The sequence below is a fragment of the Streptomyces sp. SDr-06 genome (assembly GCF_003324565.1).
Lineage (GTDB): Bacteria > Actinomycetota > Actinomycetes > Streptomycetales > Streptomycetaceae > Streptomyces.
Genome location: NZ_QOLA01000004.1, coordinates 286,213 through 311,101, shown reverse-complemented (window position 1 = coordinate 311,101; position 24,889 = coordinate 286,213). Strand labels below are relative to the sequence as shown.

Sequence of the window (24,889 nt, the reverse complement as noted above, 5' to 3'; positions counted from 1 at the left end):
GTGTCCGAGGACGAGAAGAGCCCGGCCCGGCAGATCATCACCGACTACGCGCAAGCGCACTTCCGGTACTTCCGCACCATCGACGGCACCGTCTACGCCCAGCGCACCGGCCACCCCGTGGCCCGGCCCATCCGCTCCCAGGGCACCAGCGGGAGCCACCGCCAGGAACTCATGGTCGGCCTCTTCCGTGACGGGGTCGGCGTCTTCAACGGAACCGCCCTCAAGGAGGCGTTGGACTTGATCGAAGCACTCGCCCTGACCGAGCCGGTACAGCCCACCCACATCCGCGTCGCCCCCGGCTTCGACGGAGCCACCTGGCTCGACCTGGGCCGCGACGACGGCCAGTCCGTCCGCATCCACCCCACCGGCTGGGACATCCAAGTGCCCGACCCCGAAGAGGTCTGCTGGCGACGCACCCAGCTCACCGGCGAACTCCCCCTGCCCGCCAAGGACACCAACGGCAAGGGACTCGACCTGCTGCTGAGGCTGTGCAACTTCGCCGACGCCAAGACCGAGGCCCTCGCCCTGGCCTGGCTCATCGGCTGCCTCGGACCGTCCGCCCCCGTCCCCGCGCCGTTCCTCACCGGTCCCCAGGGGGCGGGCAAGTCGACCGGCGGACGGATGCTCGTACGAATCATCGAGGGCATGACCGGCGACCTGCGCCGCGCACCGAAGGACGAAGAGAACATGATCACGGCCGTCGCCGCCGGATGGATCACTGCCCTGGACAACCTCTCGCACCTGCCCCCGGACCTGTCCGACCTGATGTGCTGCGTCATCACGGGCGCCGAGAGCATCAAGCGCGCGCTGTTCACCGACGGGGACGTCGTGCGCTCCCGCTACCGGCGGCCGATGCTGCTGACCGGCATCGACGTCGGCGTCATCCGCCCCGACCTTGCCGAACGCCTCCTGACCCTGCGTCTGGAGCGCCCCACGGTGCGCCGCACCGAAGCGGAGCTGTGGGCGGAGTACGCCGAGATCCTGCCGGTCGTGCTCGGCTCCCTGCTCGACCTGACCGTCAAGGTCCGGGCGGTGCAGGCGGAAACGCCGACCGACCTGCGGATGGCCGACTTCGCCCACCTGTGCGCCCAGCTCGACGCGGCCACCGGGTTCGGAACGCTGGCCGCCTACCGGGCCAGTCTCGACGACCTGAACGACGACGTCATCGAAGGTGACCTGCTCGCGCAGACGGTCCTCAAGCACGCCGCCGAACTCGCCCCGGGCCAGGACATGCGGATGACGTCGGCGGAATGGCTCCACGCCCTGACCGCCCTCTACAGCGGTGAGGAGTGCCGTCCGCTGCCCAAGGGGTGGCCGACCACCGGCAAGGTGCTGTCCGACCGGCTGCGCCGCATCCAGCCCACCCTGGCCGCCCGGGGCGTCCTGGTTGACTGGGGCCGCACCAGCGCCGCCCGCTACATCGAGATCACCCGCCAGGCCCCGCCGCCGGAGCCGGAGCAACAGGCCGCGTTCTGACCGCCCGCCAAGCCGACAAGCAAGAGGAGCACGCCGCGCCCGGAGTGCTCCTCTTGCTTGTCCGGCGGCGGCAGCCGCCCGGCAAGGGTCGCGCCGCGAAGCGGCTCGTTCTTCAAGCTCTGAGGGGCGACGCAAGACCACAGAAACCACCCCTTCTTTGTCCTAAGAAGGAAAGGCCTGCGTCACTACGTCACCACCGGCCCGGCAGACGGCCCCTGACCTGCGGCAACAGGGGGTGACGCAGACACCAAACCGTGCGTCATCCCGCGTCATCCGCGTCACCCCGGTGACGCCAGCCCGTGTCACCGGTGACGCAACCCCCGCCGCGCTGCGTCACCAAAACCCGCAGGTCAGAAGCCTGATTGACGCAGGTGACGCGATGACGCAGAAATCCCCGCTTCGGACAGCACTGCCACGAACGCCTGAGAACCGCCCGCGCAGCTCGTCCCCGAGATGAGGAGACCCGCCGCATGGCCACGCCAACGTCTGGCGATCCGCGCGCCACCCTGCGGGCCGGACTCCCGGACCGCTACCTCACCCCCGAAGACCTGGTGACCCTGTTCGCCCTGGAGAGCGTCGAAACGCTCTACACCTGGCGCAAGAAACGCATAGGGCCGCCCGGCTTCCGCGTCGGCAGGCACGTGCGCTACGACCCTGCCGCTGTCCGTGCCTGGGTCGACAGCCGCTCCGACCACGACGACGACTGAACCCCACCACCCCAACAGGGACGCGACCACCGGTCGCGTCCCTGTCCACGTTCCCGAGGAGTACCGAAGTGGCAGGCCACATCCAAGACCGCTGGTACAAGACCGAGACCGCCGTCGACGGCAAGCCTCAGCGCGTCAAGAGCGACCGGTACGGCATCGGGTTGCGCTATCGCGCCCGGTACGTCGGCCCCGACGGCACCGAGCAGTCCAAGAGCTTCCCGGATCGCCAGAAGGGGCGCGCCGAGAAGTGGCTCACGAAGATCCAGGCGGACATGGACGCGGGCGACTACATCGACCCCAAGGCCGGACAGATCACGTTCCGCGAGTACGCAGCGAAGTGGCTCGGCGGTCTGACAACCGACCTGGGGAGTCAGGAGACTGTAGACCGGCGCATCCGGCTTCACGCGGTCCCCTACCTCGGTAGGCGCCCCATGGGGTCGTTCAAGCCTGAGCACGTGCGCACCTGGTTGAGCACACTCCAGTCCGCCGTACCGAACGCCACCTACCGGCGCGCCATCTACGACTCCGTGTCGTCCCTGTTCAACGCGGCCGTGGACGACGGGGTGCTCAAGAAAAACCCTTGCCATGCCCAGTCGGTCAAGGCCCCGGACCCTGACCCCCGGCTCATTCAGCCGTGGCCGGAGTCTCGCGTTCTCGCGGTGCGTGCCGGGCTGCCCGGTCGGTACGCGGCCACCGTTGATGCGGCCGGTGGCTGCGGTCTGCGCCAGGGTGAGGTGTTGGGCCTGGATGCGGACAACCTCGGCTTCGGTACCGGGTGGGTGTATGTGCGGCAGCAGGTCAAGCGCGTGCGCGGAACGCTCGTGTTCGCGCCACCCAAGAGGGGCAAGCTGCGGGACGTGCCACTCAGCCCTGTGGTGGCGGACGCCTTTCGCGACCACATGCGCCGCTTCCCGCCGGTTGAGGTCAAGCTGCCGTGGAAGACGCCGGACGGGCCCTTGGTCTCCCGGCAGTTGGTCTTCACGAGCGGCGTGGGCAAGGCTATCTGGCGCAGCTACTTTGATGACTCCGTGTGGAAGCCCGCCCTGGCGTCCGCTGGTGTCATCCCGCCCAAGGTGCGGGGCCAGCGCTACGCCGCTGCGCCGGACGACGGCATGCACGCGCTCAGGCACTTCTACGCGTCGGTGCTCCTGGACGGCGGGGAGAGCATCAAGGCGTTGAGCATCTATCTGGGACACTCGGACCCCGGCTTCACGCTGCGGATCTATACGCACTTGATGCCGAGCAGCGAGGAGAGGACGCGTAAGGCCGTGTCGGCTGTCTTCCAGCGCATCCGCCCCGGCGCACCTCCGGGCCTCCCGGAAGCGGCCTGACGGCCCCCAGGCGGCCCACGGCCCCGTCACGGCCCCTGGTGAGCGGTTCCGTCGCTGGTCAGGGGCCCATTCCGTGGTCGGACTCGCCAAAAACACCCCATCTTGCCAGTCGCCCACCCCCGGACGGAAACGGCCCCGGTACGCGATGCGTACCGGGGCCGCTGCCCGTCACCGGGCGCTCACTCTGAGCTCTCTACTGGTCCCGCTTACTGACCGGCGGCCTTCTTCTTGCGGAGGAAGAACACCGCGCCGCCGCCGAGCAGCACCAGGACGACCGCCGCACCGGCGATCATCGGGGTGGCGCTGGAGCTACCGGTCTCGGCCAGGTTGGTGCCACCGGTGGTGCCGGTGGAGCTGCCGCCGGCCGAGGCCGGGCTGGGCTGCGAGGACGGGGTGGGCGTACCGCTGCCGGCCGTCTTGCAGTCCAGGACGCCGGAGAAGTGCTGGCCGGCGATGGTGAAGTCGTACTTCTGGTCCTCGGCGACCGGGAACAGCACGGTCTTCGACTCGCCCGGCTTGACCGACGCGAGGGTCTTGCCGCCCACCGTCACCGGGAAGGCCTCGTCGCCCTTGTTGGTGACGGTGATGTCCACGCCGCCCTTGACGCAGTCCTTCTTGACGGTCACGGCCGGGATGGCACCCTGCTTGGCCCAGACCACCTTGGCCTCGGCGTTGACCGTCGAGTCGCTGGAGCCGGCCAGGATCTGCGTCTGGCTCTTGGAGTCGCTCGCGAACGCGCGGCCGACCGGCACCTGGGTGGTGGCCGACAGGCGCACCGAGCCGGCACCCGGCTGCGCGCCCGCGGGCACGTCGAAGAAGAGCTGGCTGTTGTTGGCGGCGGAGGTCACGGCCTTCCCCGCCTTGTCGACGATCTTGACCCCGGCGGAGGAGAGCTCCGCGGACGGGGCGACCGTCACCTTGCCGGCGTTGGTGTGCACCGTGACCGGGCCGAGCTTCTGGCCGGCCTTGCCCGCCACCGAGGCGTTGTCCAGCGTCAGCGAGGCCGCGGGCTCCGCCTTGGCCTCGGCGTTCTTGAACAGCCAGTCCGCCAGGGTCTGGGCGTCCTTGTCGACCGCGTCGACCTTGACGTGGTCCGAGTAGCGCCAGATCGCGACCTGGGTCGCCGCAGCGGCCTCACCGTTGGTGAGCTTGCCGGAGACACCCGCGTCCGAGGCCAGCTGGCCGAGGTCGTTCTTCTGCGGGTAGGAGTGCTCGAGGATCCAGCGGATCTTCCCGGCGTCCTTGTTGTTGGCCAGCGAGGTGCCGCTCCACGGCGTCTCGCGGTACTGCGCCTCGCGCTGCGTCGGGTTGTGGATGTCGATGCAGTACGTGCGCAGCGTGCCGCCGCCGTCGACGTTCATCCGGAACAGGCCGGCTTCGACCTTTTCCTTGTGGCCGTTGTCGCCCGTGATGACGGCGCCGGCGAACGATCCGGGCTCCAGGCCCTGGATGGTGGCGGTCGCGCCGCCCTGGCCCTGCTGGTCAGGCGTGTCCGCGACGGCCGCACCCGCGCCGGCTATCGCACCGGCCGCGACGAGTCCCGTGACGGCTGTGGCGGTGGCGAGGCGCAGAGCACCCCGCTTGCGGGCGCTACGCCCGTGAACGGCTGAAAACACAGAATTCCCCTTCGGGCGAGGCTCTTTCGCATGTGGTGCGCGTGCACGAGGGGTGCGCGTGGGGGAAGTGCCTCGCCGGCAGACTCAAGTGCCCCGTGAGTACGCGGGAATCCTAGGGATACGGAAGTCGACGATCCGCAATGATGACATCAGATAACCATTCCGATTCGAAATCGTTATCCCAAAACACGTGTGTCACCTGGCCTTATCGACAAATCCCCGGAACAGAAGGGGAGTTTCGGGACAGCTTGCATGCTCAACCATCTCGCGGCTCCCTCTCCGGCATTCCTCAAGTGCGGCCGCCCACAAGCCCGTCAGTGCACTCGTCTACGTCGTGACCTTGGCCGATTCCCATACCACTGCCGGGGCCTCCTTGGCCGAAACCGGCCGACCCGCGCCCGGCGGAGCCCCCTCGCGCCCCGGCGCCGGGCCGCCCTCCGCCCCCTGGACGGCGGCCCGTTCGACCGGTCCGGCCTCGCCCTTGAAGACCCGGCGGAACGCCGTGGTCCCGCGTGACATGTCGTGCCCGATCGCCACCGCGTCCACGTCCGCCGAGAACCAGCGCGGCCCGTCGCCGCGCTCCTCGTCGCGCACCTTCAACCGGCCGTGCACCACCAACGGTTCGCCGATGGCGACCGAGCCGGTCAGATTCATCCCGAGCGCCCGCGCCGCCCACACCGTGTAGAAACTGGTGGCCCCGTCGACCCAGGACTGCTTCTCCCGGTCGAAACGGCGGGCGGTCACCGCGAGCCGGAACCTGGCCGCCCCGCCCGTCGCCGATTCCCGCCACTCCACCTGCGTGGCCACATTCCCGACCAGCGTCACCATCGTCTCGTTCACTGCCCTCAGCCCCCGTACCGCGTAGAACCCGTGGGCCCGATCGGGCCGGAACACGGGGCGGTTGAGGAAAAGCCCCGCCCGGCCCGGCACTCGATCGAACCCTTGCGCTGTCGATCTCCATGCTGGACCGGACGGGGAGTCCGTGCCGGGGCCTGTGGACCACCGGCGCCCTGTGGACAACCCGCTCACCCGGACGAGGTACCCCGCCCCCGGGCCCGCGCGATGAGCCCCCGCGTCTACCGCCCCGCCCCGGCCCCCACCACCGCCGCGTACTGCTCACGCACCTCGCGGTAGCGCAGCAGTTCCGCGGCCACCGGATCCAGGACCTTGGCCCGTCCGCAGGCCGCCGCGGCCTCCCGGAGCCTGCGTTCGGCCTCCTGGCCGTAGCGCCGGCCGGGGCCGCGGGCCGCGACCGCGCAGGCCCACTCGATCAGGGGCCCGCCGACCACGCCGCCCAGCATCACGAGCGCGGGAACGATGAGCCCCGGCCGCAGCACCCCGACGATCTGGCCGAGCAGCCAGAGGCCGCCCACGATCTGAATGCCCGTCATGACCATCTGGGCCAGCACGGCGGCCGGCCACCACGGGGGCCGGGGCGAGGCGCCGCGCTCCAGCTCCTCCCGTACCGCGAGTTCGTCCAGTGCCTCGGGCAGCCCCTCGGCGCCGCGCACCGCGGCCTCGCGGACCGCCTGCGCCCAGGGTGCGGGCAGCCCCGCCGCGGCCTCGTCGGCGACCGTGCGGACCGCCTGCTCGACCCGCTGGCGGGCGGTGACCTGCTCCTCGGCCGGGGCGTCGGAGCGCGGGCGTTGCAGGGCCGGGACGCGGATCCGGTCGTACCAGCGCCACAGCCGCAGCCACGGGGTGCCGCACGCGCGCTGGGCGTTGCGCTGCCACTCGCGTTCGGCGGCCTCGCCCGCGGCCGCGGCCCCGACCGCCGCGGCGAGCCGGTCCGCGAAGTCCTGGCGGGCCCGCTCGCCGAGCCCGGGCCGGCCGTCCGCCACGTACAGCGGACGCAGTTCGGCGGCGGCCGCGTCCACGTCGGCGCCGAGCCGCCGGGCGGCCGCCCCGCGCTCCTGCACGAACGTGCCGAGCTGTTCGCGCAGTTCTCCCACGCCCTGCCCGGTCAGCGCGGACACGGCGAGCACCGTGGCGCCGGGCTCGCCGTGTTCGCCGAGCGCCATGCCGTCCTCGTCGAGCAGCCGGCGCAGGTCGTCGAGCACCTGGTCCGCGGCCTCGCCGGGCAGCCGGTCCACCTGGTTGAGCACCACGAAGCTGACCTCGGCGTGCCCGGCCAGGGGCCGCAGATAGCGCTCGTGGAGTACGGCGTCGGCGTACTTCTCGGGGTCCACGACCCACACGATCGCGTCCACCAGGGCGAGGACCCGGTCGGCCGCGTGACGGTGCGAGACGACCGCCGAGTCCAGGTCGGGCAGGTCGACGAGGACGAGGCCTTCCAGGTCACCGCCCCCGCCGTCGAGCGGCCGACGGCGCAGCCGGCCCGGGATGCAGAGCCGGTCGAGCAGCCCGGCCGCGCCGTCGGTCCAGCTGCACGCGATGGGCGCCCCGGTCGTCGGGCGGCGCAGGCCGGTGTCCGAGATCTGGCTCCCGGCCAGGGAGTTGAACAGGGTGGACTTGCCGCTTCCGGTGGCGCCCGCGATGGCGACGACGGTGTGCCGCGCGGAGAGCCGCTGGCGCGCGGACGCCTCGTCGAGCACCCGCCCGGCCTCGGCGAGCGCCTGGGTCTCGAGCCGGGTGCGGGAGAGCCCGACCAGTTCGCGCAGCGCGTCCAGGCGCCCGCGCACCGCGCCGACGTACGGGCCGCCGATGGGCTCGAACGCGATGTCCTGCGGGTCCTGTTCGCCCTCCTCAAGCACGGCTGTCATCTCGCCGGGCTCGGCGGCGCGCCGCGCGATCAGCCCGTCGTCCCAGCGGTCGTCGGCCTCCTGCGTCATGCCGCTTTCCTCTCCTTCTGCACTACGGACAGCGCGGCGATCAGCCCGGCCTGCGGCTCGGGCGTCACCTCCAGCGCGTCCAACGGAGCCAGCCGGCGCTCGCGTTCGGCGCCGAGCACCTGGTCGATGTAGGTGGCGACGAGTTCGCCGCCCTTGTCGCGCAGCCGCAGCGCGCCGTGGGCGCCGATGCGCTCGGCGAGCCGCTCGCCCGCCCGGCGGGCCCGCCGCCCGCCGAGCAGCGCGGCGGCGAGCAGCGCCGCCACGGTCTCGGGGTCGGGCGCGAGGGAGCGTTCCATCTCCCGCACCTCCTCCTCGGCCAGCTCTTCCAGCACCCGGCGCCAGCGCCGTACCGCGAGCCCGATGCGGTCCTCCGGGTCCTCGTGGCGCACCTCTCCGGCGAACCGCCCCGCCGCCGGTTCGCGCGCCCACGCCTCCCTGACCCGCTCGTCGGCGGCGGCGGCCGCGCACCGCAGCAGTTCGGCGAGGCTGTCCACGAGCGCGTCGAGGAGTTCGGCGGAGGTGGCCCCGCCGGGGTGGGCGCGCCACCGGGTGAGCGCGTCCCCGGCGAGCACCTCACCGGCCCGCAGCCGGCGCCGCACCCGGGCGCCCTCCTTGGCGTACGCGTCCTCGACGGCGCCGGTGAGGCGTACGGCGGCGGCGTACTGGGCGGCGACGGCCGAAGCGAGCTCCGGCATCCGGGCGTTGAGCGATTCGATGGCGCCCGACGCGGTACGGGCCACGGCCTGCTGCCGGGCGGCCGGGTCCTGGCTGCGGTGGGTGAGCCAGGTCCGCAGCGCGGCCACCGCGGTGGAGGGGAGCAGTCCGTGCGAGGCCCCGGCGGACTCGGGCAGCTCGGGCACGGTGAACCGCGGCACGTCCCCGAGTCCGGCCTTGGTGAGCAACGCCCCGTACTGCCGCGACACTTCGGCGAGCACCTGGTGCGGCACCCGGTCGAGCACCGTGACGAGGGTGGCGTCGTACTCCTTCGCGGTACGCAACAGGTGCCACGGCACCGCGTCGGCGTACCGGGAGGCGGTGGTGACCATGACCCATACGTCGGCGGCGCAGATGAGTTCGGCCGCCAGGATGCGGTTGCTGACGACCAGTGAGTCGATGTCCGGCGCGTCCAGGAGCGCGAGCCCGCGCGGCAGCGTGGTGGCGGTCTCGACGCGTACCGATCCCTCGTCGCCCCCGCCGGGCAGCTCCTCGCCCTCGGCGTCCTCGTGCTGCTGCGGCAGCCAGACACGGGTGAGTTCGGGCAGCACCCGCTCTCCGGCGAACCACTCCTTGTCGTCGGGGTGGCACACGAGCACGGGCGTACGGGTGGTGGGGCGCAGCACCCCCGCCTCGCTGACCCGGCGGCCCACAAGGGAGTTGACGAGCGTGGACTTCCCCGCGCCCGTGGAGCCGCCGATGACGGCCAGGAGCGGGGCTTCGGGATCTCGCAGCCGGGGCAGCAGATAGTCGTCGAGCTGTGCGAGCAGCTCGCTGCGCGTCTGCCGGGCGCGGGGCGCCCCCGGCAGGGGCAGCGGCAGACGCACGGCGGCGACACTGTCGCGCAGGGCGGAGAGTGCGTCGATGAGCTGAGGCCGTACGTCCAAGGTCACCACATGCGAAGAATGCCCAACTTTGGCGGCTTTTTGAAGCGTATGGCCACTTCCGCGCGCGTCCGTACGCAGCCGAGACGGGCCGAACGGACACACGGGACAGACGGGACGAGTGGGACGCAGGCATAACGAGTGCACAACACCCTGCGCCGCGAGCGTCAAAAGCGCTGCATGATTCGCACCTGCCTGCGATTATCGGTTCGCTTCACCGAACCTCCACATCGTGCCACGCAGGTGAAGCAACCGGGACGAGGTGACAGGAGCCCTATCCTTGTCCCCGGCAAGGTCATCGGCCCGGGACCCGTCCCGGACGACACCCTCGCCAGCCCGGGGCTCCAGGCCACCGAGGCCCCATCGGCCCCCGTAGCTCAGTGGATAGAGCAGGCGCCTTCTAAGCGCTTGGCCGCAGGTTCGAGTCCTGCCGGGGGCGCATCCGCGCCATGCTGGTCCGGCCCTCCTTCGGGAGGGCCTTTTTGCTGGTCGGAGCTACCGAGTGGCTGGTCAGGGGCGGGGGGCCTCGCCGCCCATTTCGCGGTAGACCCGGTCCGTCTCCTCGGCCGTCAGGGGCCGCTCGGGCAGCGGGCGTTGGGCGGGGGCGCGGAAGCCGTCCAGGAGGAGGGCGAGGTGGCGGCGCCAGGAGCCGGGGCGGACCCGTTCGACCGCGGGCAGCGACGTGCCGAGCGCGCTGAGGGCGAAGAGGAGGTCCTCCGGGACGACGTCGGTGCGCAGTTCCCCGTCGGCGGTGGCCCGCCGCATCAGTCCGCTCAGCGTCGCGTGGTTGTGGACGTGGATCGCGTCCAGGGTGGGGACGCCCTCGATGGCCGTGGTCATCAGGTCGCCGACGCCCCGGTCCCGGGCGAGCAGCGCGCAGACGTCCTCCAGATACGTGGTGAGCGCGCCCCACGCGTCCTCGGCGAGGCGCGCCCGCTCGCCGGAGGCCATCACCGCGGCCAGGTCGTCGTGGAAGACCGCCTCGACCAGGTCGCCGCGGGCGGGGAAGCGCCGGTAGAGCGTGGCGTTGCCCACCCCCGCGCGCTTGGCGATCTCGTCGAGCGGGACGTTGAGCCCCTGCTCGGCGAAGAGCTGCCGCGCCGCGGCGACGAGCAGGTCCCGGTTGCGCAGGGCGTCGCGCCGCAGCTGCGGGGGGTTCTTCGTGCTCTCCGGCGGGACCATGGGGCCAGACCCTACAACAGCGCACGAGGCCCCTACTCGGTCGCCGACCCGCCCGGAAAGGGCGGGCTGACCAGCCAGGACGCGCTCGCGCCCGGCACGCCGCACCCCGCCCCGCACCCCTAGTTCACGCTGTAGGACCAACTCGGCTGCCAGGCCGGGCCGAACAGGCCCCGGTCGCCGGCGCCGATCACCAGGCGTACGCCCACCGTGCCCGCCAGGCCGTGCCGCAGACGGCTGCGGGCCAGCCGGAGCACCGCGGCCATGCCGTACTTGTCGATGAGGGCGGTCCGGTAGCGCACGCTGCCCTCGGCGTCGAGGAAGGCGGCCCGCGCCCGCAGCGGGGCGGCCCCCGGCCCGTCCGCGATCTCGATCCGGGACCCCGCGCGCAGCCGGGCCGCGAGCGGTGAGGCGGTCGGCAGCAGGAGGCCGGGCGCGGGGCCGTCCTGGATCACCCAGGTCCGGTCGGTCCGCGCGGCGCCGTCGGCTCCGTACGTGGTGATCAACAGGTGCCTGGCGGCGGCGAGTTGGCCCGCGCGGGTGCGCGGCACCCTGCGCACCCCGTTCAATGCCCGGCGCTTCCGTGCCCGGCGGCGAGGCTCTCGCGCTCCTCGGCCGTCGCCTTGCGGACCTGCCCGCCCTCGCCGAAGTACGCGCGCGAGAGCCGGGCCCGCAGCGAGGTGCCCCCGGCGGCCGGCCGGGGCTGCTCGTGCGCGGTGAGGGTGTGCAGCCGCTCCGCGGGCAGCGGCTCGTGCACCTCGACGTACTCCCCGTGCGGCAGCTTCTTGACGCGGCCGGTCTCCCGGCCGTGCAGCACCAGGTCACGGTCGCGCCGCTGGAGGCCCAGGCACCAGCGCCGGGTGACCTCGAAGACCAGCACCGGCACCACGAAGAAGCCGATCCGCACCGTCCAGGTGATCGCGTTGAGCGAGAGGTGGAAGTGGGTGGCGATCAGGTCGTTGCCGCCGCCCGCCAGGCTGGTCAGGTACAGGCTGATCCAGGCGGCGCCGAGCGCGGTGCGCACCGGGGCGTTGCGCGGCCGGTCCAGGAGGTGGTGCTCGCGCCGGTCCCTGGTGATCCACCCCTCGACGAAGGGATAGAGCGCGATCAGCCCGAGGACGGCGGGGAAGAGCAGGATGGGGATGAGCACCCCGAGGACCAGGGTGTGGCCCCAGACGTTGATCTCCCAGCCGGGCATCACCCGCACCAGACCCTCGGCGAAGCCCATGTACCAGTCGGGCTGGGCGCCGGTCGAGACGTGGTCGGGCCGGTACGGGCCGAACGCCCACATCGGGTTGATCGAGGCGACCGCGGCGACGACCGCCGTGACCCCGAAGACCAGGAAGAAGAACCCGCCCGCCTTCGCCAGGTAGACCGGCAGGAGCGGCATGCCGACGACGTTCTCGTTCGTACGCCCCGGACCCGCGAACTGGGTGTGCTTGTGGAAGAAGACCAGGATGAGGTGGGCCACCAGCAGGCCGAGCATGACGCCCGGGATGAGCAGCACATGGAGGCTGTAGAAGCGCGGAATGATGTCCGTGCCCGGGAACTCGCCGCCGAACAGGAACATCTGGAGGTACGTCCCGACCACGGGCACGGACAGGATGACGCCCTCCAGGAAGCGGATTCCGGTGCCCGAGAGCAGGTCGTCGGGGAGCGAGTAGCCGAAGAAGCCGTCCAGCATGCCGAGGAACAGCAGACAGAAGCCGAACAGCCAGTTGACCTCGCGGGGCTTGCGGAAGGCGCCGGTGAAGAACACCCGCATCATGTGCACGAACATCGCCGCGATGAAGATCAGCGCGGCCCAGTGGTGGATCTGCCGGATCAGCAGCCCGCCGCGCACCTCGAAGCTGATGTGCATGGTGGAGTCGAAGGCCTCGGAGACCTTCTGGCCGTCGAGCGGGACGTACGAGCCGTCGTAGACGACCTCGGCCATGCTCGGTTTGAAGAACAGCGTCAGATAGACGCCGGTCAGGATGATGATCACGAAGCTGTACAGGCAGATCTCGCCCAGCATGAACGACCAGTGGTCCGGAAAGATCTTCCGCATGTTGCTCCTGGCGAGCCGGTAGAGGCCCACCCGCCCGTCCCCCCAGTCGGCGACGCGCTCTCCACGCCCAGCCACCGCTTACCCCCTCGCTCCAGCACGCCGTCGGGACGGCGCGCGCGTCGGAACGGCAGCGGAGGACCACTCCCTGCCGACCTCCGCATACTAACTGGGGAGTACTCCCCACTTAGTGACGCCCCCGCTCCTCCCGCTGGTCCACGCCGCACTCCGCCCGGCCGCGCGGGGCGTCGGCGCCGGGCGGGGAAGCCGGTCGTCCGGTCCTCAGGGGGGTCTTTGTAAGCTCGACAGGGCGCACCCACCCATGCCGTTCCAGACACGCGCGGCCCCGCGAGAGGAAACACCATGACCACCGAGTTGAGCTCCGACGCCCTGGCCGGGCTGCTCGACCAGGCCCGGCAGGACTACGCGGCGCTGGCGGCTCGCGGCCTCAAGCTCGACCTCACCCGGGGCAAGCCCGCACCCGAGCAGCTCGACCTCTCCGAGGAGCTGCTCAGCCTGCCCGGCGGCCGCTACACCTCCGCCGACGGCACGGACGTGCGCAACTACGGCGGCCTCCAGGGCCTGCTCGAACTCCGGGAGATCTTCGCCGAGGTGCTCCAGGTCCCGGCCGGGCAGCTGCTCGCCGCGGGCAACTCCAGCCTGGAGCTCATGCACGACTGCCTGGTGCACGCGATGCTGAGCGTCGTCCCGGGCGCCGAGTCCCACTGGGTCGACCAGGAGCGCCTCGCGTTCCTGTGCCCGGTGCCCGGCTACGACCGGCACTTCGCGCTGTGCGAGCGGTTCGGCATCGAGATGATCCCGGTGCCGATGACCGACGCCGGTCCGGACATGGACGTGGTGGAGCGCCTGGTCGCCGAGGACGCGGGCATCAAGGGCATCTGGTGCGTGCCGAAGTACAGCAACCCGAGCGGCGTCAGCTACAGCGACGAGACGGTGGCGCGCCTCGCCCGGATGGAGACCGCGGCCCCCGACTTCCGGATCTTCTGGGACAACGCGTACGCGGCCCACCACCTGACCGACGAGCCCGTCGAGATCGCCGACCTGCTGGGCGCCTGCGCGGACGCCGGTCACGCGGACCGCGCCTTCGTCTTCGGCTCCACCTCCAAGATCACCGCCGCGGGCGCGGGCGTCGCCTTCTTCGGCTCCTCGCCCGCCAACGTGCAGTGGCTGCTCGCCAACAACTCCAAGCGCTCGATCGGCCCCGACAAGGTCAACCAGCTGCGCCACGTCCTGTTCCTGCGGGACGCGGAGGGCGTCGCGGCCCACATGGAGCGCCAGCGCGCCCTGCTCCAGCCGAAGTTCGAGACCGTGCAGCGGATTCTGGAGCGCGAGCTCGGCGGCACCGGCCTCGCGAGCTGGACGGTCCCCAAGGGCGGCTACTTCGTCACCCTCGAAGTGCCTCAGGGCTGTGCGAAGGAGGTCGTGGCGCGGGCCGGTCAGGCGGGCGTCGTGCTGACCCCGGCCGGTGCGACGCACCCGTACGGCAACGACCCCCAGGACGCCACCATCCGGATCGCGCCCAGCTACCCGGGCCCGGCCGAGCTGGAGCAGGCGATCCTCGGCCTGACGGCCTGTGTGCGCCTGGTCGGGTACGAGAAGCTCCTCGCGGCCTGATCCGGGCCGCGCCCCGCATGGCGGTGGCCGCCTTCGAACCTCCCGTGTCCGGGGGTCCGAAGGCGGCCACTTCGCGTACCGCCCCGGCTCGGGGCGCTACGACACGATGTCCTTGCGGGCGAACCCGCGGAAGGCCAGCGCGAACAGCACCAGCGCGTAGGCGACCGAGACCGCCGAGCCCTTCACCATGCCGCTCCACTCCAGGTGCGGCTGGAGCGCGTCGGCCCAGGCGAACTGCCAGTGCGCGGGCAGGAAGTCCCGCCAGTCGCCGAGCGCCGTCACCGCGTCCAGGACGTTGCCCACGATGGTCAGGCCCACGGCGCCGCCGACCGCGCCGAGCGGCGCGTCCGTCCTCGTGGAGAGCCAGAACGCGAGCGCCGCGGTGACCAGTTGGGACACGAAGACGAAGGCCACCGCGACGGCCAGCCGAGGCAGGGCCTCGCCCGAGCCCAGCGAGCCGCCGGTCGGGATCTGGAGCGGCCCCCAGCCGTACACCGCCGTGCCCGCCGCGAGGGCCACCACGGGCAGCAGCACGATCGCCGCCGCGCTGAAGGCGAGCGCCACCGCCAGCTTGGACCACAGCAGCCGCGCCCGGGGCACCGGCGCCGCGAGCAGATAGCGCAGCGAGGACCAGCTCGCCTCGGAGGCCACCGTGTCCCCGCAGAACAGCGCGACGGGCACCACGAGCAGGAAGCCCGCCGACACGAACAGGCAGGTCGCGGCGAAGTTGGCGCCGGAGGCCGTCGCCGTGTCCATCAGCGTGATGCGGCCGTTGCGGCTGCTCGGGCTGCCGCCGATGGCGAAGGCGACGATCAGCACGAAGGGCAGCGCCCCGAGCACCGCCCCCATGACCAGGGTGCGCCGGCGCTTCAGCTGCCGTACGGCCTCGACACGCAGCGGCAGGGTGCGCCGGGCCCGGTAGCCCGGCGCCGTCCCGCCCGCCGACGGCTCCATCAGCGTGGTCATGCGGAACCTCCGATGAGGGTGAGGAACGCGTCCTCCAGGCGGCGGTGCGGGCCGACGCCCGTCACCGGCACGTCCAGGCGCAGCAGTTCGGTGAGGAGCGCGGTGGTGCTCGCCCCTTCGAGGCGGATCAGGAGGCCCTCGTCGGTGCGCAGCGCCGAGCCGATGCCGGGCAGCGCGGCCACCTTGTCGACGACGGCGTCGGCGACCGGTTCGGCGGTCGTGACGAGCAGCGTGTCGCTCGCCCCGGTGATCTCCGCGACGGGGCCCGCCTGGACGAGCCGACCCCGGTCCATCACGACCAGGTGCGTGCAGGACTGCTCGACCTCCGACAGGAGGTGGCTGGAGACGATCACGGTGCGGCCGCCCTCCGCGTACCGGATCATCACGTCCCGCATCTCGCGGATCTGGGGCGGGTCGAGCCCGTTGGTCGGCTCGTCGAGGATCAGCAGGTCCGGCATGCCGAGCATGGCCTGGGCGATGGCGAGCCGCTGGCGCATGCCCTGCGAGTAGGTGCGCACCGCGCGTTGCAGGGCGTCGCCCAGGCCCGCGATCTCCAGGGCCTCCTCGATGCGGGAGTCCCCGGCGGGGCGGCCGGTCGCCGCCCAGTACAGCTCCAGGTTCTCGCGGCCCGACAGGTGCGGCAGGAAGCCCGCGCCCTCGACGAACGCGCCGACCCGCGACAGGACGGGCGAACCCGGCCGGATGGCGTGGCCGAACACGCGGATCTCGCCGCCGTCGGGCCGGATGAGGCCCATGAGCATGCGCAGGGTGGTGGTCTTGCCCGCGCCGTTGGGCCCGAGCAGACCGAGCACCTGGCCCTTCTCCACCCGGAAGGAGAGCTCGCGGACCGCGTACCGGTCGCTGGACCTGGCGTACTTCTTCGTCAAGCCGGTGATCTGGAGCGGCACTTCGGCCAGCTCCGGGTCCGGGTCCGGGGTGTGGGTGCGGCGGGTGACGAGCAGCGCCGCGCCGACGAGCGCACCGGCGAGCGGCAGGCCCCACACCCACCAGGACAGCCCCGCCGACGCGGTGCGCGCGGCGGGCACGGTGGGGACGCTCAGCCCGCCGCCCGCCAGCGACACGGTGTACGTGGCGGGCGTCGCCGGTGAGGCGAAGCCGAGGTCGGTGGCGGCCACCACCAGGCGCAGCCGGTGCCCCGCCTCGATGTTGTGGTCGACGGCGGGCAGCGTCAGCTCGACGGTCCTGCCGTCCTTCGCGCCGTCGACCCGGACCGGGGCGACGAGCTGGGCGGGCAGCACCTGCTGCTTGCCGTCGGGGCCGACGTCGTAGACCTTCCCGAAGAGCACCGCGTCGTCGCCGCTCGATCTGACCTTGAGCTTGACGGTGGGTGAGCCGGTGACGTGGACGCCGGTGCTCAGGGGCGCCGAGTCGAACCGCGCGTACTGGCCGGGGAAGTCGAGGGAGAGGCCGACGCCGAGCGAGGACAGGCCCGACAGGCCCGCGCCGCCGAGGCCGGGCACCGCCGAGATCGCGGGCGGGGCGCCGCCCGGCGGATTGTCGAAGCTCTGCTCGCGGCCGGTGAGCGCGATCGTCTGCCGCCCGCTCTCCAGGCCGGGGTAGCTTTCGCTGCTCGCACCCCTCAACTGGGCCGCGCCGTCGGTGGTGTTGAGGCCCCCGGTGCGGGTGACGCGGAAGGCGGGGCCGGTGTCGGCACCCTGGTCGCCCTTCAGATACCGGTCGAACCACTGGGTGACGCGGGCCTGGGTGCGGCCGGTCTCGCGGTCGCCGCCGTCGTGGCCGCCCGCGACCCAGTCGACGGAGACCGGGGCGCCGTTGGCGGCGATCCGCTTCGCCATGGCGTCGGCCTGGCCGAGCGGGAACAGCGAGTCGGTCTGGCCCTGCATGATCAGCGCGGGCACCTTGATCCGGTCGCCGACCGCGGAGGGGCTCTTGGACTCCAGGAGTTTCTGGGCCTCCTCGTCCGGCTTGCCGGCGGTCGCGACCCGGTTGTACATGGCGCACACCCGCGGCTCGAACTTCTGGCAGCCGCCCGCCGTGGAGACGAAGATCCCCGCCCAGAGCTTCTTGTAGACGCCCTGCGGGAAGAAGACGTCCGACAGGTTCCAGTACGTCATCTCCGGGGCGATGGCGTCGACCCGCTGGTCGTACCCGGCGGCGAGCAGCGAGATCGCGCCGCCGTAGGACACCCCGGTCACGCCGACGCGCGGATCACCCGGCCCGTCGAGCCGCACCTCGGGGCGCTCGGCGAGCCAGTCGATGAGCCGCGAGACGTCCTTGACCTCGAACTGCGGGTCGTTGAGCCCGATCTGGCCGGTGGAGGCGCCGAAGCCGCGCGCGGACCAGGTCATGACCGCGTACCCGTCGCGCGCGAGCTGTTCGGCCTGGCTCCTCACCTCGGCCTTGCTGCCGCCGAAGCCGTGCCCGATCAGCACGGCGGGCCGCTTGTCCCGGGCGGCGCCCGCCGTGAAGAACGAGGTGTCGATCTTCGCTCCGGGCAGGTCGAGCACCTGGTCCTGCCGGTGCACGGCGGGGGCGCCCGAGGCGCCGGCGGCGCTCCAGACGCCGGCCCCGGCCAGGGCGACGAGGGCGGCCGCGCCCGCGGCCACCCGCCATCGGCGTCTGCGCATGCTGATCTCCATCCCTCCACGGTATGCGCCCGCACCGACAACCGAAGCTGCCCCTGGGTGGAAGTCCCTGCTCTGCCCGGGGAGTACGGCCGCGCCGTCCCCTACCGCGGCGGGAGTACGCGCCGTCGCGGGCGAGGGGTCAGCCGAAGGACGCGGCGCTCAGCCAGCGGTCGAGCACGGCCGCCTCGCCGAGGACCTCGATGCCCGGGGTGTCGGTGGGGAGGCGGCGGTAGAAGACGCGCAGGACGTCCGCGAGGGGGCCGCGCACCGCGACCGTCGCCTTGTCGTGGGCGCGGCGCCAGGTGAAGCCCTTGTCGCCGATCTCGATCAGCCACTCGGCGCCGGGCGCGTCCGTCGCGTGCAGGTGCAGGGTCCGGCCGGGCTCGCCGAGCGTGCCCTCGTCGTCGGGCCGGACCCGCTGGATGAAGAAGGTGACGATGTCGAGCCATTCGTCGAGGGCGTCGGCCGCCACGTCGGCGGGCAGCGTGTACGCGGCGCCCACCGCCCCGGCCGCGTCCGCGCGGTGCACCAGGGTCTCGTGGGTCATCCGGCGCGACCAGAACGCGGTGGTGGTCTCCCCCACCCAGGACCAGATCCTCGTGTCGGCCCCGGCGTCCCGCAGCGCCGCGGCGCAGAGTTCGGCGCCCTCGGCCAGCCACGCGTCCAGGGCGGCCGCGTCGTCGCTCGCGGGTCCGCCGTGCCCGTCCACCCGCTTCGGCGGGACGGGTTCGAGGGACCGGGTGCTCACGATGTGGTGGACCCAGCGGTGCGCCCCGCCCACGTGCACGACGAGGTCGCGCAGGGTCCAGTCGGGACAGGTCGGCACCTTCGCCGAGAGGTCCGCACCGCTCAGGTGGGACCTCAACTCGGCGGTCTGGCGGATGAGTTCGTCGCAGTATCTCGCGTGCTCAAGAGTCATGCGCCCACCCTAGGCAGGGCCTCAGACCTGGGCGTCCTCAGGGATGCTGACGAGCCAGCGGGTCTCGCGGCGGGGCCGCAGGTACAGCGCCCAGTACAGGGTGGCGACCGCGGTGATGCCGCCCGTCCACAGCAGGTACTCGGTCTCCTGCTGGGTCAGGATGTAGGCGAGGACGGCGATGAGCAGCACCGGCACCGCGGGCCACAGCGGCATCCGCCAGGCCGGGACGTCCTTGTGCGAACCGCGCCGGCACAGCAGGGCGGCGACGGCGACCAAGAGGTACATGCCGGTGACGGAGACCCCGGTGACGCCGTAGAGGGTGTCGAGCTTGACGAAGCACAGGGCCGCGCCGGGGACGCCGACGAGGAGGGTGGCCACCCACGGGGAGCCGAACCGGCCGAGCCGGGACAGGCCCCGGTTGACGGGCTCGGGCCAGGCCTTGTCGCGGGCTGAGGCGAACAGGACGCGGGAGTTCTGGATGACCATGACGATGCCCGCGTTGATGATGGCGAGCGCGACGCAGAGGCTGACGAAGGTGCCGACCGCGGAGTTCGACCAGGCGGTGACCATCTCGCTGAGGTTGCCGCTGGTGAGGGCCGCGAGGTCGGGTGCGCCGAGCGTGATGGCCACGACGGGCACCAGGATCACGGCGGTGGAGATGGCGAGGGTGGCGAGCACGGTGCGGGCCACGTTGCGCCGCGGGTGCTCCAGCTCCTCCGACAGGTATACGGCGGTGGAGAAGCCCTGGGTGATGAAGAGGGCGATGGCCAGGCCGGAGATCACCATCATCGCGGTGACCGTCGAAGGCGCGCCCCCGTCGCCCGCGACCGAGCCGTGGACCAGGGCCGAGGCGCCGCGCTCGCTGTGGGCGAAGCCGAGCACCGCGACCAGTCCGGCCGCGATGACCTCGAGGACGAGGAAGATGCCGGTGATCCAGGCGTTGGCGCGCAGGTCCAGCAGGCCGGCCAGGGTGGCGAGCAGCATGACCCCGGCGCCCGCCACGGGGGCCGGTATGTGGACGATCGGCGCGAGGTAGTCGGCGGTGCCCATCGCGATCACGGGCGGCACGATCATCACGACGAGCAGCGAGAGCACGAACACCAGCCAGCCCGCGAGCCGTCCCGCCATCGTCGACACCATGGCGTACTCGCCGCCCGCGCTCGGGATGAGGGTGCCCAGCTCCGAGTAGCAGAAGGCGACGGCGATACAGAGCAGCGAGCCGATCGCGATGGTGAGGGCGGTGTAGGTGCCGAGCGTGGCGAACAGGTCGGGCACGACGACGAACAGAGTGGAGGCGGGTGTCACGCAGGACAGCGTGAGCAGCGTGCCGCCCACGACGCCGATGGACCGCTTGAGCTTGTGCGGGGTGGGGCCGGTCGCGGGGGCGAGCGCCTGGGGGGCGCTGAGCGTTTCCGTCATCGTGCGGTTCCGATCGACTGGGGCGGCTTTGATGCGCGGGAGCGGTATCGCCTCCATGGGCGGGGTGGTGAAGTGGTTCGTCGGCTCCCGGGTTGCCGACATGCAATCCTTCGGAGAACCGCAGGTCAATAGCTGGTTACCTGCGGAATCCGAAGATCCGACACGGCTGGACACCGGTTTCCGGCGTTAAGAACGTGTCAAGGCAGCACGATCGCCCGGTGCGGGAACCGCAGCGCCCGCGCCGAAGTTCGTCCCCAACTTTCCGCGGTACGGACACCTCGGGCCCGCCGCGCGGCCCACGGACGACGGCCGCCGCCCGCTCCCCGGGTCGGGGGCGGGCGGCGGCCGTCGCGGAGCGGGGCGGCTCAGTGGTTGCGGGGGAAGCCCAGGTCGACGCCCGCGGGGGCCTCGGACGGGTCCGGCCAGCGGGTGGTGACGACCTTGCCGCGGGTGTAGAAGTGCGTGCCGTCGTTGCCGTAGATGTGGTGGTCGCCGAAGAGCGAGTCCTTCCAGCCACCGAAGGAGTGGTAGCCCACCGGCACCGGGATCGGCACGTTCACGCCGACCATGCCGGCCTCGACCTCCAGCTGGAAGCGGCGGGCCGCGCCGCCGTCGCGGGTGAAGATCGCGGTGCCGTTGCCGAAGGGCGAGGCGTTGATCAGCGCCAGGCCCTCCTCGTACGTCTCGGCGCGCAGCACGCACAGGACCGGGCCGAAGATCTCGTCGCGGTAGGCGTCGGACGAGGTCGGCACGTGGTCCAGGAGGGACAGGCCGATCCAGTGGCCGTCCTCGAAGCCGGGCACGGTGTAGCCGGTGCCGTCCAGGACGACGGTGGAGCCCTGGGCCGCGGCACCCTTCACGTACGAGGCGACCTTGTCGCGGTGGGCCGCGGTGATCAGCGGGCCCATCTCGGAGGCCGGGTCGTTGCCGGGGCCGATCTTGATCTTCTCGGCGCGCTCGCGGATCTTCTCCACCAGCTCGTCGCCGATCGAGCCCACCGCGACGACCGCGGAGATCGCCATGCAGCGCTCGCCCGCCGAGCCGTAGGCCGCCGAGACCGCGGCGTCGGCCGCCGCGTCCAGGTCCGCGTCCGGCAGGACCAGCATGTGGTTCTTGGCGCCACCGAGCGCCTGCACCCGCTTGCCGTTGGCGGCGGCCGTGGTGTGGATGTACCGGGCGATGGGGGTGGAGCCGACGAAGGAGACGGCGGCCACGTCGGGGTGCGCGAGCAGCGCGTCGACGGCGACCTTGTCACCGTGCACCACGTTGAAGACGCCGTCGGGCAGACCGGCCTCCGCGAGCAGTTCGGCGATCTTCATCGACGCCGAGGGGTCCTTCTCCGAGGGCTTGAGGACGAAGGTGTTGCCGCACGCGATGGCGAGCGGGAACATCCACATCGGCACCATCGCCGGGAAGTTGAACGGCGTGATGCCCGCGACGACGCCGAGCGGCTGGCGGATGGAGGCCACGTCCACCCGGCTGGAGACCTGCGTGGACAGCTCGCCCTTGAGCTGGGTGGTGATGCCGCAGGCCAGGTCGACGATCTCCAGGCCGCGGGCGACCTCGCCGAGCGCGTCCGAGTGCACCTTGCCGTGTTCGGCGGTGATCAGCTCGGCGATGGTGTCCCGGTTGGCGTCGAGCAGCGCCCGGAACTTGAAAAGGACGGTGGTGCGCTGGGCGAGCGAGGACGTGCCCCAGGTCGCGTACGCCGCCTTGGCCGCGGCCACCGCCTGGTCGACCTCCGCCACCGACGCGAAGGCGACCCGGGTGGTCACCGCGCCGGTCGCCGGGTCGGTCACCGGGCCGAAGCTGCCCGACGTGCCCGCGGTCCCTTCGAAGGGCTTGCCACCGATCCAGTGGTGGACGGTCTTCGTCATGTCCAAGTGCTCCTTCACAGATGACGGCGTCGGGCGGTGACGTGCCGTTCGTACTCCTCGCGGGCCGTGACCGCCGACGTGCGGGTCGCGGTCTCGGCCACGGGCACATCCCACCACGCCTGGGCCGGGGGCGGGCCCGACACTGTGTCGGGCCTTTCGGTCTCCACGTAGACACATGTGGGAACGTCGGACCGGCGTGCTTCGGCGAGGGCTTCCCGCAGGTCACGAACGGTTTCGGCGCGAAGCACCCGCATCCCGAGCGAGGCCGCGTTGGCCGCCAGGTCGACCGGCAGCACCTCGCCGCCGTACGTCCCGTCCGGTGCGCGGAACCGGTACGCCGTGCCGAACCGCTCACCCCCCACCGCGTCCGAGAGACCGCCGATCGAGGCGTACCCATGGTTCTGGAGGATCACCACCTTGATGGGGATGTTCTCCTGCACCGCGGTGACGATTTCGGTCGGGTTCATCAGATACGTACCGTCGCCGACCAGCGCCCAGACCGGCCGCCCGGGCGCCGCGAGGGCCACACCGATGGCGGCGGGGATCTCGTAGCCCATGCAGGAGTAGCCGTATTCGACGTGGTACTGGTCGTGCGAGCGGGTCCGCCACAGCTGGTGCAGGTCGCCGGGGAGCGAGCCCGCCGCGTTGATCAGGATGTCGTCCCCGGTGACCAACGTGTCGAGCGCGCCGAGGACTTGGGCCTGGGTGGGGCGCAGCCCGTCGGAGGCCGGGGTGTACGCGGCGGTGACCCGGCGCTCCCAGTCCGCCTTGAGCCGGGTGTACTCGGCCTCGTATCCGGCCGGTACGCGATGCCCCTTCAGCGCCTCGTGCAGCGCGGCCAGGCCCGTGCGGGCGTCGCCGACCAGCTGGCGCCCGCCCATCTTGTGGGCGTCGGCGGGCCGGACGTTGAGGTTGACGAAGCGGACGCCGGGATGCTGGAAGAGCGTGGCGGAGGCGGTGGTGAAGTCGGTCCAGCGGGTGCCGACGCCGAGCACCACGTCGGCGGTGCGGGCCAGCGCGTCGGCGGCGGCCGTACCGGTGTGGCCGATGCCCCCGACGTCGCGGGGGTCGTCGTGCACCAGCGCGCCCTTGCCCGCCTGGGTGCTCGCGACCGGGATGCCGGTGTCCTCGGCGAACCGGGCGAGCACGTCCTGGGCCCCGGCGTGGCGCACCCCGCCGCCCACGACGATCAGCGGCCGCCGCGCCTGCCTCAACTCCCCCACCGCGCCGTCCAGTTCGTCCGGGTCGACGGCCGGGGCCCGCACCTGCCACACCCGCTCCCGGAAGAACTCCTCGGGCCAGTCGTACGCCTCGGCCTGGACGTCCTGGGGCAGCGCGAGGGTGACCGCGCCCGTGTTCGCCGGGTCGGCGAGGACGCTCATCGCGTTGAGGGCGGCCGGGATCAGCGCCTCGGGCCGGGCGATCCGGTCGAAGTGGCGCGAGACCGGGCGCAGGCAGTCGTTGACCGACACATCGCCCGCGTACGGGACTTCGAGCTGCTGGAGCACCGGGTCGGCGGGGCGGGAGGCGAAGGTGTCGCCGGGCAGCAGGAGCACCGGCAGGTGGTTGACGGTGGCCAGCGCCGCGCCCGTGACCAGGTTGGTCGCGCCCGGCCCGATGGAGGTGGTGACGGCGTGCGCGGAGAGCCGGCCCGACTGGCGGGCGTAGCCGACGGCGGCGTGCACCATGGCCTGCTCGTTGCGGCCCTGGTGGAAGGGCATGGCGTCCGGACCCGATTCGAGGAGCGCCTGACCGATACCGGCGACGTTGCCGTGCCCGAAGATGCCCCAAGTGGCCGCGATCAAGCGGTGGTTGACCCCGTCGCGGGCGGTGTACTGGCGGGCCAGGAAGGCGATCAGCGCCTGGGCGGTGGTGAGTCGACGCGTCGTACCGGTCACTGGTATCCCTCCCGATGGCCGGGATGGAAGGAGATCTTCCACTCCCGTTCCCGGCCCGGGCCCGCCATCACGTTCAGGTAGTACATGGCGTTGCCGGGCTGGGCGATGGACGGTCCGTGCCAGCCGTCCGGCACGAGGACCGCGTCGCCGTCGCGCACCTCGGCGAGGAGGTCGGCGCCGCCGTCGCGCGACGGCGAGATCCGCTGGTAGCCGTAGCCGCCCGGGCGCTCGAACGCGAAGTAGTAGATCTCCTCCAGCTCGCTCTCGCGGCCCGGGAGGTGCTCGTCGTGCTTGTGCGGCGGGTAGGAGGACCAGTTGCCGCCGGGGGTGATCACCTCCACGGCGATCAGCCGGTCGCAGGCGAAGGCGTCGGCGGCGGCGAAGTTGCGCACCGTCCGCGCACAGGTTCCCGATCCCCGCGCCTCGACGGGTACCTCCGGCGCGGGGCCGCGGCGAGCGGGGAGTCGTCGCTCGCACCGCGCTCCTGCCAGGGCGAAGCGGCCTCCCGCGCCGGAGGTGATCAGGGCATCCGCGTCACGCGGAACGTAGGCGAAGTCGGTGGGCCCCTCGAACACGTCGGCGCGGCCGCGCAGTTCGAGGTCGAGCCCCTCGGTGCGTACCGTGCAGCCGCCGCCGAGCGGCACGACGAGCCACTCGCTGTCCCCTGCGGCCAGCGGATGCGAACCGCCGGGCGGCAGGTCGAGCACCCGCAGAGCCGAGTAGCCCCAGCCGGCCCGCTCCGGGTCGATGTCGAGCGCGTACGCGTCCCGGGCACTCTCCCCGGCCCGTACGAGCAGTCCTTGGTGGTCCATGGGCGAGT

The 24,889-nt window shown here is 72.3% G+C and carries 18 protein-coding genes and 1 tRNA gene; 5 read left to right on the top strand and 14 right to left on the bottom strand.

What is annotated here, in order from left to right:
- From DT019_RS12265 to DT019_RS12255, 3 genes are all read left to right on the top strand, one after another.
- Positions 1–1,476, top strand: coding sequence for an ATP-binding protein (locus tag DT019_RS12265; protein WP_114036916.1), 1,476 nt, complete (start codon positions 1–3; stop codon positions 1,474–1,476).
- Between the two features lie 470 nt (positions 1,477–1,946).
- Positions 1,947–2,183: a helix-turn-helix transcriptional regulator gene (locus DT019_RS12260; RefSeq protein ID WP_114036785.1), complete on the top strand. Its 237-nt coding sequence runs from the start codon at positions 1,947–1,949 to the stop codon at positions 2,181–2,183.
- Between the two features lie 68 nt (positions 2,184–2,251).
- Positions 2,252–3,514, top strand: a complete 1,263-nt coding sequence (locus DT019_RS12255; protein ID WP_114036784.1) for a tyrosine-type recombinase/integrase — start codon at positions 2,252–2,254, stop codon at positions 3,512–3,514.
- Positions 3,515–3,720: 206 nt separating this feature from the next.
- Here the strand turns inward: DT019_RS12255 and DT019_RS12250 are convergent, their stop codons facing one another.
- From DT019_RS12250 to DT019_RS12235, 4 genes are all read right to left on the bottom strand, one after another.
- Positions 3,721–5,130 (bottom strand): thioester domain-containing protein, encoded by a 1,410-nt coding sequence (locus DT019_RS12250; RefSeq protein WP_114036783.1) that lies wholly within the window; start codon positions 5,128–5,130, stop codon positions 3,721–3,723.
- 327 nt (positions 5,131–5,457) lie between these two features.
- Positions 5,458–5,970, bottom strand: coding sequence for a single-stranded DNA-binding protein (locus DT019_RS12245; RefSeq protein WP_114036782.1), 513 nt, complete (start codon positions 5,968–5,970; stop codon positions 5,458–5,460).
- Positions 5,971–6,206: 236 nt separating this feature from the next.
- Positions 6,207–7,922: a GTPase gene (locus DT019_RS12240; RefSeq protein WP_114036781.1), complete on the bottom strand. Its 1,716-nt coding sequence runs from the start codon at positions 7,920–7,922 to the stop codon at positions 6,207–6,209.
- Positions 7,919–9,523, bottom strand: a complete 1,605-nt coding sequence (locus tag DT019_RS12235; protein WP_114036780.1) for a dynamin family protein — start codon at positions 9,521–9,523, stop codon at positions 7,919–7,921. Before DT019_RS12235 ends, DT019_RS12240 begins: the two co-directional genes overlap by 4 nt.
- Positions 9,524–9,886: 363 nt before the next feature.
- Here DT019_RS12235 and DT019_RS12230 point away from each other — a divergent pair.
- Positions 9,887–9,959 (top strand) — tRNA-Arg (locus tag DT019_RS12230).
- Between the two features lie 71 nt (positions 9,960–10,030).
- Here DT019_RS12230 and DT019_RS12225 read toward each other — a convergent pair.
- The 3 genes from DT019_RS12225 to DT019_RS12215 form a co-directional block, all read right to left on the bottom strand.
- Positions 10,031–10,702: a TetR/AcrR family transcriptional regulator gene (locus DT019_RS12225; protein ID WP_114036779.1), complete on the bottom strand. Its 672-nt coding sequence runs from the start codon at positions 10,700–10,702 to the stop codon at positions 10,031–10,033.
- 119 nt (positions 10,703–10,821) lie between these two features.
- The gene (locus DT019_RS12220) at positions 10,822–11,250 is read right to left on the bottom strand and encodes a hypothetical protein (protein ID WP_147267302.1); all 429 of its coding nucleotides are present in this window, start codon (positions 11,248–11,250) and stop codon (positions 10,822–10,824) included.
- Positions 11,251–11,264: 14 nt separating this feature from the next.
- On the bottom strand, positions 11,265–12,824 hold the full coding sequence (locus DT019_RS12215) for a cytochrome b (RefSeq protein ID WP_223279433.1): 1,560 nt from the start codon (positions 12,822–12,824) through the stop codon (positions 11,265–11,267).
- 285 nt (positions 12,825–13,109) lie between these two features.
- On the opposite strand from DT019_RS12215, the gene DT019_RS12210 reads away from it, so the two are divergent.
- On the top strand, positions 13,110–14,381 hold the full coding sequence (locus DT019_RS12210; protein WP_114036777.1) for an aminotransferase class I/II-fold pyridoxal phosphate-dependent enzyme: 1,272 nt from the start codon (positions 13,110–13,112) through the stop codon (positions 14,379–14,381).
- 96 nt (positions 14,382–14,477) lie between these two features.
- Here DT019_RS12210 and DT019_RS12205 read toward each other — a convergent pair whose 3' ends face one another.
- The 7 genes from DT019_RS12205 to iolB form a co-directional block, all read right to left on the bottom strand.
- Positions 14,478–15,347 carry an ABC transporter permease gene (locus tag DT019_RS12205; protein ID WP_114036776.1) on the bottom strand — a complete coding sequence of 290 codons (870 nt, stop codon included), beginning with the start codon at positions 15,345–15,347 and terminating at the stop codon, positions 14,478–14,480.
- Positions 15,344–17,956: an alpha/beta fold hydrolase gene (locus tag DT019_RS12200; protein WP_223279432.1), complete on the bottom strand. Its 2,613-nt coding sequence runs from the start codon at positions 17,954–17,956 to the stop codon at positions 15,344–15,346. The genes DT019_RS12205 and DT019_RS12200 overlap by 4 nt, the downstream gene beginning before the upstream one ends.
- Before the next feature lie 139 nt (positions 17,957–18,095).
- On the bottom strand, positions 18,096–18,875 hold the full coding sequence (locus DT019_RS12195) for a maleylpyruvate isomerase family mycothiol-dependent enzyme (protein ID WP_114036774.1): 780 nt from the start codon (positions 18,873–18,875) through the stop codon (positions 18,096–18,098).
- Between the two features lie 21 nt (positions 18,876–18,896).
- Complete coding sequence (locus DT019_RS12190) at positions 18,897–20,294, bottom strand: APC family permease (protein ID WP_114036914.1); 1,398 nt, start codon at positions 20,292–20,294, stop codon at positions 18,897–18,899.
- 365 nt (positions 20,295–20,659) lie between these two features.
- On the bottom strand, positions 20,660–22,171 hold the full coding sequence (locus DT019_RS12185; RefSeq protein WP_114036773.1) for a CoA-acylating methylmalonate-semialdehyde dehydrogenase: 1,512 nt from the start codon (positions 22,169–22,171) through the stop codon (positions 20,660–20,662).
- A gap of 14 nt (positions 22,172–22,185) precedes the next feature.
- Positions 22,186–24,069 carry a 3D-(3,5/4)-trihydroxycyclohexane-1,2-dione acylhydrolase (decyclizing) gene (gene iolD, locus DT019_RS12180; RefSeq protein ID WP_223279430.1) on the bottom strand — a complete coding sequence of 628 codons (1,884 nt, stop codon included), beginning with the start codon at positions 24,067–24,069 and terminating at the stop codon, positions 22,186–22,188.
- Positions 24,066–24,881: a 5-deoxy-glucuronate isomerase gene (gene iolB / locus DT019_RS12175; RefSeq protein WP_114036771.1), complete on the bottom strand. Its 816-nt coding sequence runs from the start codon at positions 24,879–24,881 to the stop codon at positions 24,066–24,068. Before iolB ends, iolD begins: the two co-directional genes overlap by 4 nt.
- Positions 24,882–24,889: the final 8 nt, after the last annotated feature.